Raw genomic sequence first — 14,859 nt, forward strand, 5'->3', positions numbered from 1 at the left:
CCCGCGGAGCGGGTACCACAGCGCTGCGCGCTGTGCAAGCGATGCCGTTCGCTTCGCTCACGGCATTCGCCTCGCTTCGCTCTGCGTGACCGCGCTTCGCGCGGTCTGCCCGGCTTCGCCGGGTCAACCCCGGCGCTTCGCTTCGGGGTTGATGGCCTGTCAGGAAGCGGGCGAAGCCCGCGCCCTGACAGGCCGATAGGCCTCGCCCGCCTCCAAGCAGGTCTGGCCCCTCGCTTCGCTCTGGACCTCCGGTGCACTGGGAGGAATGCGCTGCTAGATCGATTCGAAATAGGGGTGGGGCCAGGCTCCTGCCACCGTGTAGGGCCGGAAGCCGGGGTCGGTGAGAATGCGGTACAGGAACTGGGTGGTGGTCATGTCGTAGCGGTCCAGCTCGTCGGCGTCTTCCATGGATGCGATGACGGGCCAGGAATCAGGTTCGCCGTCAACCTGCCAGAAGAAGAGGTCGCTGGACCTGGACGATCCCCAAGGAATCAGCCCGCCGCTGATCCCAGGCTCGTGGATGCGGTAGGGCTCGAACAGAGCGCCGTCATCCGCATCGCCTTCTCGAAGTCCGCTCCACAGCGTGAGCAGGTCTCCGACGAGGGTCTCGTCAGCGCACAGCAGTGTGATCGATGCCGAGAACTCGCCGACACCGAACGCCTCGCAGGCCTTCTTGTAGTCACGGGGCAGTGCGGTACCCAGCTGCTCTTCAATCCACGCCCAGGGCTGGTCGACACCACGTGCGGTGGTGCCGGTCGCGCTGAGCAGGGCGTTCACCCACATGGTTCCGCCTCCGTTGGGTTCGTGGGGACTCGACCGGCCCTCCCTGACCGGGTGACGCACACTATCAACGGCTTCGACGACTGCGGGTCCGGCGCCGGCCGTAGCGTTTCCCCGGGGAGGCCCGGTGGGCGGTGGGGGCAAATCGGTTTCAGACAGTTCCGGTCGGAAGGACTCGCAAGAGTGCGTCAAAACTTGTTGTGCGCTAACCTTTGGAATCAGGAACCACCCCCGGAGCACACCTGTCCGGGGCGCGCATCGTCCCGGGACGGGGGAGCGTCAAACCATGGTGGCAGTGGTCACAGCCGAAGCGGAAAATACGGTCGCGAAGATGGACCCGCTTCCGCATCAGATCGAGGCGTCCGATGCGGCGGTGCGGAAACTCGAATTGCAGCCGGGTCAGGAAATGCCCGCGCAGGGTCTACGTACGCAGGTCATTGCGGCAACCGGTTCAGGCAAAACCTTTATGGGCGTGCTGACCGCGCGGAAATTGCGGGCGGCCCGGGTTTTGGTGCTCGTGCCGACCCTGGATCTGCTGACGCAGATGGCGGCCGCGTGGCGGGCCGGCGGGCGCACGGGGCCGTTCTACGGGATCTGCTCGCTGCGGGCGGATGAGGCGCAGGGGCTGGCGGCGTGCACGACGGACGTGGACGAGCTGGTGGCGTGGACGCGCGGCCGGGAGACGCTGACCGTGTTCGCCACCTACGCCTCGGTGGGGCTGGGGACGCTCCAGCGGGCGCATGAGGCGGGTCTTTCGCCCTGGTCGCTGGTGGTGGTGGACGAAGCCCACCGGGTCAGTGGGCGGGGCAGCAAGCCCTGGGCAGCGATTCACGACAACATGAAGATCCCCGCTGACCGCAGGCTCTACATGACCGCAACGCCGCGCGTGTGGGAGGCGCCGGAGACCGACGAGGGCGGCAGCGGTGCGCCGGTGCTGGTCGCCAGCATGGAAGACGACCCGGACGGGCTGTTCGGCAGCGTGGCCTACAAGCTCACCTTGTCGCAGGCCCGCAATTTGGGGCTGGTTGCGGCGTGGCAGGTGGTGTGTGTCGACGTCACCGACCCCGAGCTCCAGGCGGCCGCACTGCTCGGGATCGAGGCCAGGTCGGACAACGTACGGGGTTCACGTCTCGCGGCGCTGCAGACCGCCGCGGTGAAGACGGCCGCAGAGCGGGGGCTTCGCAGGATGCTCAGCTTCCACTACCGGACCAGCGAGGCCGAAGCCATGGCGGCCGGAGTGCCGGCCGTCGCCACACGACTGTGGGAGGACGACCCGCATACGTACCCGCAGCCGGAGCGAGTGTGGTCGGACTGGCTGTGCGGCGAACACTCCCCCACCCACCGGCAGAAAACACTGGCCACGTTCGCCGACCCCGTCGGCGAACGCATCGACGGCAACCTGATCCCGATGCGCCTGCGGCTACTGAGCAGCGTTCGAGTCCTTGGGGAAGGCGTCGACACCCCAGGCTGCGACGCTGTGTTCTTCGGAGACGTGCGCGGATCCGCCGTCGACATCCTCCAGATCGTCGGCAGAGCGCTCCGCATGAAACCCGGAGAAGGCAAGATCGCGAGCCTAGTAGTGCCGGTTTTCCTGGGCAAGGACGAGGACCCGGACGCCATGCTCACCTCCAAGGGGTATGAGTCGCTGGCCAAGGTTCTGGCTGCGCTCCGCAGTCACGACACGGACACAGTGGAGGCCCTGGCGGAGCAGCAATCGAACACCCGGCACCGGAAGCCGTCAGCGGCCGAGCGCGACGTGGCAGGACGGGGCGAAGAGGCTGGTAGGTCTGCTCCTGCGCAGAGTCTGCTGTCTTTCTCTACCCCGCGTGACCCTGCGGTCCTGGCGCAGTTCATGAAATTGAGGATTCTCCAGCCGGAAAACACGTACTGGCGGCAAGGAATCCAGGCAGCGACCCGGTACGTGAAAGAAAACGGGGATCTGAAAGTCCCATACGCATTCACCACTCCGGAGGACTGGCAGCCCGCCGGATTTCCGCTGGGAACATGGATCGCCGACCAGAGGCGGTTTTACAACGCGGGCGAGATGAAGCCCTCGCGGGTCAAGGAACTCGAAGAACTGCAGATGGTCTGGTCGCACTGGGACGTCGCCTTTCAGGAGGGACTGTCAGCAGCACGAGGGTGGGCGGCCGAACACGGTCACCTCCTCCCGCCCACCACAGCCACCTGGAACGGGTACCCCATCGGGGTGTGGATGAAGAACCAGCGGACCGCGGGCCGCAGACTCATGGAGATCGAGGCGCGGCGGGAGGCCGGCCTGCCGGTCGGCTCCACCGCCGGGGCGCTCACCGAAGAACGCCGCGACGCGCTCGAGGCGATCGACCCGAGCTGGTGCCCGGCCTGGCCGGTGGTCTGGCAGCGCGCCTACCGGCTCTGCCGAGGCCTCATCGAGACCGGCACCCCGCTCCCGGGGCCGGGCGAGGCCACGGTCCAGGGCGAAGACCTCGGAGCGTGGGGCCAGGCGCAGCGCCTGAACTGGGACCAGCTCCGGCCCGCACAGCAATGGATGCTCGAGCACATGCTCCACCTGTCTCCGGCAGAGCCTAACGAGCAGCCGCCAGCGCCCCGCACACAAGCCGACAAGTGGGCGGCGAACATCCGGGCCGCCAAGCAGTTCCACACCCGCGAAGGCCACCTCCAGCCGTCCAGGAAGCACGTCGAGGACGTCGACGGCGCCCCCTACAAGCTGGGCATGTTCATCGACAACGCCCGTCGGCGGGCCGACAAGCTCACCCCGGAGCGGCGGGCGGAACTCGACGCACTCGGCATGCGCTGGTAGGCAGCAGCGCCGCGAAGGGCTGATATCGCGTTACTACGGGAGACGGGGGCGCGGGCGCGCGTGGCGTTTGGCGCAGGTTTCTTTCTCGATCGTCATGCGAGTGTCGCAGTGGAGGCATGTCCACTGGCTCGCCGGAGTGGCGAGAGCCCGTTCAAGGCCAGGTCTGGTGTCTTCAGGGATGCTCTGCAGCCCGGTGGCGGCTTCTTGACGGACGAGGAGGTCGATGTCCGCAAGAAGCGGGTGGGCATCGTGGTGAAGGTGCGTGTCAGCGAGTCTGACGGCGGTGGCTCTGGCCAGCCCTGCTCTGGTGGCCGGGTCGTCGTCGGGTACCGGCACGTCGGGCCAGCGGAGAGTGAGCAGGATCGCGGTCATGCGGCGGCCCTCGGCCGGCAGCCCGGGGAGGGCGGCGAGGAGTTGGCCGGGAAGGGCGGCGGGAAGTTCGTGGGCGTGCAGGGCCATGGTCAGGGCCACGTCGGTGAGCCATTGGTTGCCGGTGCGGAGGGTCTCCAGGAGGAGATCGGTGCTGATGGTCTCCGGGATGAGCTGCGTCTGGGGTGTTCGAGTGCTGGCCTGGTAGAGCAGGCCCCAGTCCGGCCGGTCCGCGTTCTCATCATGGAGGGCTCTCATCTGGGTGGTCACGACTGCTGGGTCGAGACCGCTGGCTGCCAGGGCGGTCCGGCACAGTTCCCGGGTCAGATCTTCGTGGTCTTCCACGGCCCGAGTGGGCTCCATTGCCTCCGTCTCTGCCAGCTCAAGCGCTTGGATGAAGGCGGCCGCTTCGTCCAGATGCCACGCCTGACCTGCCGTGAGGTTCGCTGGGGCGTTCGAGAGGAGGCTGAGGAGCCGGAACGGGGGTTTCCAGCTTCCCAATGAACGCAGGACAGCGGCGAGCGACGGGCTCCGGCCTTCGTGCAGGGAACGGATGACGTCGTCCCGGCCGAGCTGGGACATTTCCTCCTCGAACCATTCCAGGGTAGTCAGCGACGACTTCCAGACCGTCGGAATCACGTCCAGTGCTGTCCCGGGCCTGGCAGGCAGGAGGTTTTTCACGGCGGCTCTGACCAGCCTGTCGGTTCCTGCCAGCTGTCCATGTGGGGGGCCGTCGGTCGCCTGGGGTAGGAGAGCTGCTTGCAGGGTGTCCAGTTCGGTGTTGGTCATCGCGGTGCTGCGCTGGCGTGCCTGCCGCTGGGCACACAGGGCCGCGATCACTGCGGCCTGCTGGCTGCCCATGCGCGTGCTGGCGGCGAGCAGGCGTGTCGTCTGGTCAGTATCGAGGTCGTCGTCGGCCAGCAGTACTGCCAGTCGAGCACGTGGCGGCGCCGAGAACAGGCGTAGGAATCCGGGGCCGGATTCGGTAGTGCGAGGTTCCTGGTCGGGCATGTCTTCCAGGCGCTCCAGCTGGGCCTGGCGAACGGCGTGGAGGGCCGTGTCGTCGAAGACGGCCCCGTCGGTAAGCGCATCGTGGATCAGGTCGAGCAGGCTCCCACGCTGGTGCAGCGCTCGCTCGATCAGGACACGGGCCGCTGTAGGTGACAAGCCGGCGGCAAGGCGTGCGCTTTCCCAGCGGTCCTCATCCGCCAATGCCTCGTCCATCCATTGCGGCAGGTCGGCGGGCTCGCGGACCGCCCAGCGTGCCTCGCCGATCTCCGCGAACAGACGGGTTCGTGCCTGGAGCGTTCCTTGGGGCGTGCTGGTGATGAAGATCCCGGCGGTCGCATCCCAGTACTCGACGATGCTTCGCGCGCTGGCCCGGGCGTGTCCTGCAGGCATCCCCCAGTGATGCTGCAGCCGGTCGCTCACGGCAGCGATCGCATCGTCCCACTCCCCCGTGCCTACGGCGACGAGGTGGGCGATGTCGGCGTAGCAGTCCAGCACCGCGTCGGGCGCCGAGTTCGTGTCGGGCAGTGCCAGGCCCGCGCGGCCGGTTTCCCACTGGCGCACGGTTGTCTCGATGACCTCGGCGAGCAGGCCGGCCCGGGAGGTGGGTACGGACGCCAGGGGGTGCTGGGCTATGAGCAGGACCATGAGCGTGGCCATGAGCGGGACTCTCCACAGGTCCGGCTCTGCGGCCTGGGACTGCTTGACCCGCTGCCGCCGATCAGCGATCCACGTGTCCTTGTCCTCGCCACCGGCGAAGCGATTTGCGGTGGTGAGCAGCAGATGGTCCAGCGTGTCCGTAAGACGGTGTGGGTCGATCAACTCGGACGTGGGCAGGTGCAGAGCATCTGCTGCCCGTGCCGATGAGTGCCTCGAGGTGACCAGCACGTCGAGGCCGGGCGGCAGGTGACCGATCAGATGGGTCACCGCTTCCACCACGGCGTCCCGTCGCTGGAGTACTTCGTCCAGGGCATCCAGGATCAGCAGGGCCTCGCCGTGTTCGATGCGCCGGGCAAGGCCTGCTGCCAGCGACGGCTGGTTCGGGCCCACCGCCGCACGGACAACGTCGGCGACTTGCACACGGTAAGGGCCCACGGCGGGCAGGAGCGGCGCCAGGTCCTTCAGCCGCAGCCACACCGGTACAGGGGCGTGGGCGGTCCTCGCCCACTGAGCGGCGATCAGACGCGATGCCACCGTCTTTCCAGATCCGGGTCGGCCGACCAGGAAGAGCCTGCCCTGGCGCCGCATGATGTCAGTAAGCAGGTCCCGGCCCGAATGCCGGCCATCGTCCTCCCGCCCGCTGAGGGCGCTGACGCGCAAGCTGCCGGTCAGTCCCGGCACGTCCAGCGACGTCAGCCCCAAGCCCAGATCAGCCAAAGGCAGGACGTCGCACCCGCGGGCCAACTCCTCCCGGTACGCGGCGACCGCCTCCTCCTGAGCCTGCATACGGGCTGCCAGTGCGCCGTCGGCATCCGCCACCAGGGGCAGGCGCGCCTCCCGCAGCCACCCCTGCCACACCGCCGCGTCAGACGGTGCCCGAGCCGCGGCCAGCGCATGGGCCGCCGCCCGCAGCGCGCGGAAGGCAGCCATCCCATGGCCCGGTTTCACCACTGCGGCGTTCAGGCATGCCGCCCCCGTGGCTTCCTGCGGCCCGCCCTCACGCGCGTCCACAATGCACACCTTGGCCGCGTCCAGCAGACGCGCCACCGCCACGGCGTCCAGCCCGCGCTTCTCGGCCCGCTGCACCAGCACGTCCAACGCGGACCGGGCATCCGGCGTCAGTGACGCACCCCGGCGCCGCATATTCAGCGCCTCGGCCAACTGCTGAAGGTTCGGCGGCGCGGTGGCGACCATGAGCAGCAGCTCATCCCGCTGCGTGCACTCTCCCGCCTTGATCGACGCACACCACTGGCCCACCGTGTCCCCCACCGCATCCGAGCGCCCATCGAGCTTTGCCTGCATGAAAACGCGGGAGCCGTCATCCAGGCTCACAACCACGTCATCCACATGTACGTCGGCTTCCATCTGCAGGGCTACCGGGACAGCCGCAGAAGACAGCCACGGCACCTGCTCCCCCAAAAGCCCGTACACCACGACCAGGGCCGCCACACCCGCCCTATGCTCGGCACCGGCCTCATTCGCCGCCCCGCCCAACGCACCACGCCGCGGTGAGGACACTACTTCCTCCGCCCTGGCGCCTATGGCGATGACGCCGCGTACATAGAGCACCACGTCAGTGCCCGCCAATCACCCCGTATACCGATGCTATGCCGGGAGCAACCGGGACTACTCGGTGGCGGCAGCGAGGTCTTCTCCTGTGATGGCGGTGACTGTGCCTCCCAAGGCTGCGTCAATGGTTTGCTCGATCGCATGCCAGCTATAGACCACGCCCAGATTGAGTTCCTGGGCGATCTTGATGTGCGGTCCATGGCCGACGACAATTGGGTGGTCCTGGTTGCGCACCAGTGTTGCCGCCACGACGCCGATCAGGACGGTCCGGTTGCCGATCTGAGTGGATAAGGGGCCGGTCCGGAAAACGCCTTCGTTGAGTAGGAACACGGGACTGCCGCTGCTGCCGCCGAAGACTGATCCGTCCACGAGAAAACTTGGTTTCCCCGCGAAGGGCAGCTCCAGCGGAGTCACCGTAGTACCGCGCCTAACGATCGGTGTGAGATGGGCTGGATCCTGCTGGCCGTTGGGGTACCCGATGAAGGTGATCTCTTCGATGGCATCGAAGAAGAGGTCATCGCTACTGGAGGGCATCAGAGTAGTCGGGATGGACTTGAAGAAGAGTCGTTCGGAAGCTTGGAACAGAGGCACCATGCCCATGACTGCAACGTCGACATCGGGGTCAGGGTGACCCACCCATTGGGGGTTGACCAGCACGAAGTTCTCGGCCTGGCCAAGCCTGGGATCTCCAGTCAGGGGGTCCTTCGCTATCGCTCCGATGGTGAGCCGAACGGCACCTTCCAGAACGTGCTTGTTGGTGACCAGGAGGGGCGCATGGCGATTTTCGTCTACCTGTTTGGTCATCAGGAACCCCGTGCCCACACTGGTTCCCCTGTGGCCCTGGTTGACAATGCGAACGGTAGAGAAAAGCAGCTCTTTAGCCGTGGTATCGACCTTCACCGAGTCAGGGTGTCACACGCCGTACCACCAACGCAGCGGACTCTGGAAACAAGTCCTTGACTACGGCGACGTGCGGCGCCCGGAGGCGTTCGCAGACAAGCACCGCGAGCGCCTGGCCGAACTTCTGCACGCCTACGGCCCCGGCAGCGCCCCCGCCGCACACGGCCGCTACGCCCTGGTCGGCCAACCCGAGACGCTGGTGGTCTGCGAATGGATGGAGACCGCGCGGCTGCTGCTGTACAGGCTGTGGGAGGGCGAGCTGGAGGACGTCCTGCTGGACGACCTCGCCTACGTCTGGGGTGTCCGCCGCCCCGCCCGCTGACCACCACTCGCAGCAGCAACCGGCCGGGCCGGGACTCTGAGCAGGGAGCCCCGGCCCGGCCTTTGTGCGCGGCTGTGCCCGCCCCCCTGACACGAGGTGGCACAACCGGCCCGGTGGCTGACATCAGGGCGGCACAGTCGTTGTGCGGGCTCTGCTGTCCTTCGGTGAGAGATCCGCTGTCCCCGCGGTGAGAGTCAGTCCCGGGTGTCGTCCAGTGCCTGGATGATGCCGCGTAGCGGCATGTGGCCGCCGGCGCGGTGCCAGACCGGCCCCTGGGGGCCGTGTGTGGTGAGGTCGTCCAGGGCGGCGACCAGCAGCGGCACGCTGCCGGGCCCGGTGTGGATGCGGGTGGCCGCGCGATGCGGCCGGCTCCGGTGAAGACGATGGCGACCGGTGGCGTGCCGGGGCGGCCGGTGGGCGGGAAAAGCGTGCGTCAGTGCAGCAACGCCCCCTCAGGCCGCGCTGGCGGCAGGCGTCATCAGGGGCAGGCGTGGCCGACGGCCCGGTGGTTCATCCACACCGCCACGTCGCACACCCGCAGCGCACTCACCGTCTCCGGCACCCCCGCTACCTGCCTCAGCTCCAGCAGCTGGCGGTGCAACGCGGCGTCGTCCTCGCGCAGCGCGGCATGGAGAGCGAGCCAAAATGACGGCGGTCGACCAACGGCACAGCGGACGATTCGGTCGTAGACCGGGAGCAGTCGGGGACGCTTGCGGGCCAGGACCTTCCCCGCGATGACCCAGTTGACCCCATACTGCTCGCAGAGCAGATTCCAGGCCTGGTCCGCCGGCGAGCCGTCGGCCACGACGAGCGCGTCCGCATCAACCATGTCGATGTCCCTGGGAATGGCGTGCAGCAGACCGGCCAGCCGCACGCCGAGAGGGCCCTCAAGAATGTCCAGCGTGACAGACGCCGGAACGGTCACCGACAAGGTCTGCACCGCGACCAGGTCCTCCGCCGTGATCCGGTCAGCGACCTCCGGACGGTCTCCCCTACCCGCCAGGTGCTCGAACCGGCTCCCGGTAAACGGCGCCTCACCGGGTGGCATGCCTATGCCGAAGTAACGCCGCAGATCGCCGACGACATGCTCGGAACTCAGCAAGACACGCAACCGCTGCCCCAACGGCGACAACGCCCCACCAGAAACACCGGGCGCTGCGGTAGGAGCGGCCATGAGAACTCCATCCTTCGTCGAAACCTTGAGCAGGTGAGCGGCACCAGAAAGTCCTGTCCGAGAAGCATGCGAGGGCTGTGAACGTCCCGTTGCAGGCCCTCCTCGGTATAGACGGTGGCGCAGCGGGCGAGATGTCGCCCGGGCAGGCCGGAAACGCAGTGTGAGAGTGGCCGCTGGGAGCTGGTCGGCTTTACTCGTCGATGCGTTGGAGCTCGACAGCCCCTCGGTCGCCAGCGGCGGCGAGGCCGTCGACGAGGCGGCGCCATCCGCTCAGAGCAGCAGCGTCGAGGAGCCCGGTTTCGCGGAGGTCGGTGAGCCAGCGGGTGACATACCAGCAGTGGTTGGCGAAGGCGTCGTAGCGGCCGTCGATCACGTGTTCCAGCCAGGACAGGCCCGTGGCGTGCTGCCAGGTGGAGTGGGTGGTGCGGGCGAATCGTGCCAGCGCGTCGGCAGCTTTGGCCTCGCCGCGGGCTCGGTCGAGCCATCGTTCGGTCGCGTCGCCGAGAGCGCTGGGTGTGAGCCAATCGCGGTTCGCCCGGTTGAGGGTGTCGTCGGGGTCGAGGTCGGCGGTGCGCAGTTGTGGGGTGGGCAGCAGCGCGGCGATGGCGTACTCAGCCCAGCGGCTGTTGTCCGCTCGCAGGGTGGCGCCTGCGTCGAGAGCATCGAGCGTGGTGGTGAGGATCAGCGGCCACACGGTTGGGAGAAGTGCGCGCAGTCGGGCGTCGTAGGTAAAGAGGGTAGCGGCGTCGTGCAGTAGCTGTTGCAGGGCGTTGGCGTTGTCGGCGAACGTCCGCAAGTGCGTAGTGAGGGGTTCGGTGCTGCCTGCGGCGGCGAGGGTGATGAGGGCGCGGACGACGAGTTCGCGCTCGGGGCTGTCGTATCCGGCGTAGCCCTCGGTCATCCAGTGGTCGGCGCCGCTGCGGTGCGCGTCCATCAGGGTCGGAAGGAGGAGGGTGGCCTGTTCGGCCAGGCAGGTGGTGTTTCGGGCGGCGGCTGTGCAGGCGATCGGCATGGCAAGCCGGTTCACGAGCAGGTCGGTAGCCGGGACTGCGGGCAGGGTGTCGGGGTAGGGGGGCGGCAGGAACTCCGGCTGACGGTTTCCTGACCGCCAGGGGCCGAGGCGGCAGCCTCCGAGGCCTGCTTGGACGGCGGCCCACAGGGGCTGGTGGCGCCGGCAAGGCGTATCCGTGTCCTTGTCCGCTTCTTCTTTGCAGGGGGACTCCCACACGGGGGCGCAGCCAGCGGCGAAAAGGGTGCGGATGCCGTCTGGCAACGCGGCCAGGCCGATGGTGTTCTGTTTGATGCGGTCCTGGGCGATGCCGAGGTGGTCGAACTGGGCAAGGAGGAGGGAGGGGAGGGCGCGGGCGGCTGAGCCGGAGGCAGCCATCGGATACACCCAGCTGTCGTCATCCCTACTGCCAGGGGGCGCGGTCGTAGGGGTGGTGAGGAGCCTGTCGGCGGCCCAGCGCAGGTCGTCGTCGGGGACGACCGCGAGCCCGCGTGCGTGGCTGATGACGGCGGCGGCCGCGACGGCCGTCGGAGCGTCCTGCGGGTGCAGCGTGCCGAACAACGGTGGATCGGCGGCGACCTTCCGCGCGAGCGCAAGATCAGCGAGAAGCGCATCGGCCTGCCACCCTTCGGGCCGGTTGTCGTAGTCGCCGTAGGTGTGCTGCAGGCGCAGCGCTTCACTGCCGGCTGCGACCTGGGCGGCGAACGGAGCGAATTGCTCGGCGACTTCCGCGGGAGGCGTGTACTGCAGGACGACCATGTCGTTGGTCCGGTAGGCGGGATGGTTTTCGGACCGCAGCAGTGATGCCCACCCCTGGACCCTGGTGAGTTGCCCGTCGGAGTCCTCGCCGGCTTCGGCTCGCGCGGTGGCAACCAGCCGGTCGGCGATCTCGGCCAAAGCGTCCAGCCGTGCCTGATCTCCTGCGACCATGGCACGCTGGGTCAGATCAGCGGCAACTTCGCGCGGGGGCGTCGTGCGCCGGCCGGCACCGGCCACATCGTCCAGCGTCGATCCCCGCACATGGAAGTGGCCCTCGGTAGTCGTCCTCGAGGTCTCGAGGCCCCACACTGCCGGCGAAGTGAGCCAGACATCCAGCAGATCCCCGGCGTCTTCGAGACGACGGACGAGTAGGCCGACGACCAGGCCAGTCATAGCGAGATTGTTGCAGCCGCGCAGCAGCAGACGCACGACCCTCTCGTAGGGCATACCCGCCGCGATAAGACTGTCGGCAAGCCGCTCGACCGCCATCAAGGCGCTCATGCACGGGTAGGGGCCGACGGTCGAACCGCGGTACCAGGCCCACACATGGCTGTCGCCGACGAAGTGGCGAGGCCCGATACCGGGGATGTCGAGGCTGATTCCCTCGAGCGGGGCAGCATCCAGCTCGTCGAGGTTCGCGCTGAGCTGGTGGAGCGTGCGGACACGGCGTGCCGCTGCGTGGTCCAACATCCGGTTGATCATGTCGAGGGCGTCGCCGGGCAGACTGTGCAGAAGCCAGTAGAACGGTCCGAAGTGCCAGGCCGCGAAGGGCGGGCCGAAGCCGGTGTGGCGGTGGCTGCGGATCCCCTCGTCGTGCAGTCCTCCGCCGCCCCAGCGGCTTCGCTTGGGCTGGTAAATGTAGTAGGCCTCGGTGAGGTCCAGCAGCAGTCGCGGATGGGTCCGGGCCATGAAGACGGCACCGAGCGACTCCACGGCGGCTGCCAGGTGGCTTGGGGCCTTGGCGGCTGTGTTCCGCAGCCACTGCTCGCTGGCTTCGTCGGTGTCGGGCCCCAGAGTGGCGAGTGCCTCAACCGCAAAGTCGTCGTAGCGTTCCGGGTGCGCGGCGAGGACGCGGTCGCGGACCTGCTGACGCAGTGGGTCAGGGCCCTGGGTGTCGCGGGCCGAGCCGCGCAGCCACGCCAGCACGAGTTCGCGGATAGTCTTGCCCATCCCCCGGGGGTAAGCGTCGTTCTGTCCCAAGTCACGGTCGGTGCAGTAGGTCAGGGCGACCACCGGTGCAAGGGTGAACGGGTCTGCGACGGTGCTAGTGACGTAGCGCAGGTCGGCGAGGCGCAGCAGAGTTTTGAGCCCGCGATGGTCATCGGCGGCCAGGTCGTCCCAGACGTTTTCGATCGCGGTCTGGGCGTTGCCGAGGGTGAGGAGTGCTTCCATCGGGACTTCCGTCCACCGCTCTCCCCCGTCCTCACCGAGCTGCCGGAATTCGTTCCGCAGTTCGCGCCAGGCGACTGCTCGGTCCCCGGCAAGCAGCTTCGCCTGGCAGGCGAGTCGTACCGCGCGGATCGCCCAGCGAGGCGCTCCGGCCTTCCTCAAGGGCTCCCATCCTTCGCTGAAGAACAGACGACACAAGGCGAAGTCGCGCATGAGGTCGGTGGCGAACTCGTCGCCTGCGGCGAACGCGGGGTTGGCCGGGAGGCGCAGGACCGCGTCGGATCGCAGTCGCGGCAGTGACGCACCGGCGGCGGGTGGGCTGTCCGGCAGCTTGAGCGCGCGGCGAGCAACGGCGAGGACGGCCTGTTCCCGCTCGTCCGGCGACGCGCCTCCGGGAAGGTACTCCTCGCCGTTTCGGACGAGTCCGTTCCAGACGGCAACGAACACATCGGCTTCGGACAGCAGCGTGCTGGTCTCAGTGACGGTGCCGGCTCGCAGCAGGACATCGACCAGGCCCGGCCGACCGACCAGCCACTCGGCTCGCGTGTCGGCGCTGAAGCGGATCAAGGTGTGAAAGGTCTCAACGAGCTGGCGACGCTCGTCGAGAGTGAGCCGTGATACCACGTGCTGGACCACCGTTTCGGGACGGTCCGCCTGCGTTGCAGCGGACTGCACAACCTCGCGCACCCGCGTGGCCCCGTCACTGCGGGTCACGGCAACCACCCCGAGCCCGGCCCTGAAAGCAGCAGTGGCGACGTCCCTCAGCAGATCACGGCGGCCCTCCAGGACAGCTTCTGCACCGTCGATCATTAGCAAGCGAACCGCCCGGATCTCTCCCGCCGCGAACACATCCGTCAACGGGCGCCCGCCCAAGAGGTGTTCGACCTGCACTACCGATTCGGGAAGATCACGCAGGCTCAGACAGGCCACAACCGCGCCATGTTCAATGAGCTGCTGTGCGGTTCGGATCGCCAGAGCGGACTTCCCAACGTCGGGTTCCCCCGTCACCACCAGGCCCGAGCCCGCCCGGCCGGCCTGGTCCATCAAGTCGGCGAGCCGTGCCCGCTCCTCGGTCCGGTCCAGTTCCAGCCGCACTTCACCGGCCCGCAAATCCGGGCGGGTCCCCTCCCGGAGGCGATCCGCTATGCCGTCCAGCATCGACCAGGCCTGCCGGTAAGAAGGAGTCCGTCCCAGTGGGAAACCGCTGAGTTCGCGGCGCACCATCGTCTGGTCCAGGTCCGCGGCGGACGAAGCCCAGGCACCGGAGCGCTCCGCAAGGCGAGCGAAGACGTCGTCAGCTACCGTCGTCGCTTCATCAGCCACGATGCGCCGCAGCGCGGAGACGGCCGTGCTCCGGTCGGACTCGTCCACACCCTCCAATCGCATCTGCCGTACCCGCAACGCCATCAGCCAGCGCCACGTCAACTCCTCGGCATCGACCTGCGACAAATCGTCCTGGTCCTTGACCGCCTCAACGACCAGGGCATCCAGATGCTTGAGACGCTTCCGCACCGCGATCTTGGCCACCCCGGGACGCTCCACAGCAGTGCGGAATTCGGCAGCAGAGGACACGGACCGTGCGATCCGAGCCAGCGCGTCGGTCTGCTGCACGGCCGTACTGGAGATACCGACCGCGAGCGCCACCCGCCAGCGCCCGGCCGCCACCTCATCCCAGCATCTGGTAACCACCCGCAGGAAAGACCGCACCAGCGGGACCGACTTCTCATCGCTCGTGGTCAAGTCAGGATCCCGGCGTACCCCGATCGACACCCGTCGTACAAGGCCGTCACGGGTGCGGCCCTCCACCACAACGTCGTCGATCGGGCTGATGTAGCTGGCCTGCAGACGCACAGAATGCGGGACGACATCGTCACCGAGTTCGCTAATCGGATCCTCGGTCAGCAGGGCGGCAGCCAGCGTCGCTGCGTAACGATGTTCGATCCAGACACCGCCCCCACCAGTGGAGTACGGAGAAGAGGCATCAGTCGTCATCGGCACGCCCGCCAGCTTACGAGCAGGCACTGACACCCCGGCCGGTCCGCCGTACGCCCGTCTCCGGCAACCATCGGCCCTGGACTCGTGTACGAGCAGGAGGCCCTTCGTCAGGAGATCCTCAACCGCCC

8 protein-coding genes are annotated in these 14,859 nt (G+C 67.9%); 2 read left to right on the forward strand and 6 right to left on the reverse strand.

The genetic code is table 11. The features are described 5' to 3' along the window. Positions 1 to 273: 273 nt before the first annotated feature. Positions 274 to 783 carry an SMI1/KNR4 family protein gene (locus ACIPAE_RS37185; protein WP_402451514.1) on the reverse strand — a complete coding sequence of 170 codons (510 nt, stop codon included), beginning with the start codon at positions 781 to 783 and terminating at the stop codon, positions 274 to 276. Between the two features lie 283 nt (positions 784 to 1,066). Here ACIPAE_RS37185 and ACIPAE_RS37190 point away from each other — a divergent pair, with 283 nt between their 5' ends. Further along, on the forward strand, positions 1,067 to 3,577 hold the full coding sequence (locus ACIPAE_RS37190) for a Helicase associated domain protein (protein WP_402451517.1): 2,511 nt from the start codon (positions 1,067 to 1,069) through the stop codon (positions 3,575 to 3,577). A 33-nt stretch (positions 3,578 to 3,610) separates the two neighbouring features. Here the strand turns inward: ACIPAE_RS37190 and ACIPAE_RS37195 are convergent, their stop codons facing one another. Further along, positions 3,611 to 7,063: an NACHT domain-containing protein gene (locus ACIPAE_RS37195; protein ID WP_402451519.1), complete on the reverse strand. Its 3,453-nt coding sequence runs from the start codon at positions 7,061 to 7,063 to the stop codon at positions 3,611 to 3,613. Positions 7,064 to 7,240: 177 nt separating this feature from the next. Continuing rightward, entirely contained in the window at positions 7,241 to 8,083 is an 843-nt protein-coding gene (locus ACIPAE_RS37200; protein WP_402451522.1) for a trypsin-like peptidase domain-containing protein, read from the reverse strand. Positions 8,084 to 8,153: 70 nt separating this feature from the next. Between ACIPAE_RS37200 and ACIPAE_RS37205 the strand changes: the two genes are divergently transcribed. After that, complete coding sequence (locus ACIPAE_RS37205) at positions 8,154 to 8,405, forward strand: hypothetical protein (RefSeq protein ID WP_402451523.1); 252 nt, start codon at positions 8,154 to 8,156, stop codon at positions 8,403 to 8,405. A 194-nt stretch (positions 8,406 to 8,599) separates the two neighbouring features. On the opposite strand, the gene ACIPAE_RS37210 is transcribed toward ACIPAE_RS37205, so the two are convergent. From ACIPAE_RS37210 to ACIPAE_RS37220, 3 genes are all read right to left on the reverse strand, one after another. Beyond that, a complete protein-coding gene (locus ACIPAE_RS37210; RefSeq protein ID WP_402451525.1) occupies positions 8,600 to 8,728 on the reverse strand; it encodes a hypothetical protein in 129 nt (42 codons plus the stop codon). Between the two features lie 155 nt (positions 8,729 to 8,883). After that, a complete protein-coding gene (locus tag ACIPAE_RS37215) occupies positions 8,884 to 9,579 on the reverse strand; it encodes a DUF6308 family protein (RefSeq protein WP_402451527.1) in 696 nt (231 codons plus the stop codon). Between the two features lie 190 nt (positions 9,580 to 9,769). Next, on the reverse strand, positions 9,770 to 14,734 hold the full coding sequence (locus ACIPAE_RS37220; protein ID WP_402451529.1) for a hypothetical protein: 4,965 nt from the start codon (positions 14,732 to 14,734) through the stop codon (positions 9,770 to 9,772). Positions 14,735 to 14,859: the final 125 nt, after the last annotated feature.

It is taken from the genome of Streptomyces sp. NPDC087270 (assembly GCF_044744625.1).
In the GTDB taxonomy this organism is placed as follows: Bacteria; Actinomycetota; Actinomycetes; order Streptomycetales; family Streptomycetaceae; genus Actinacidiphila.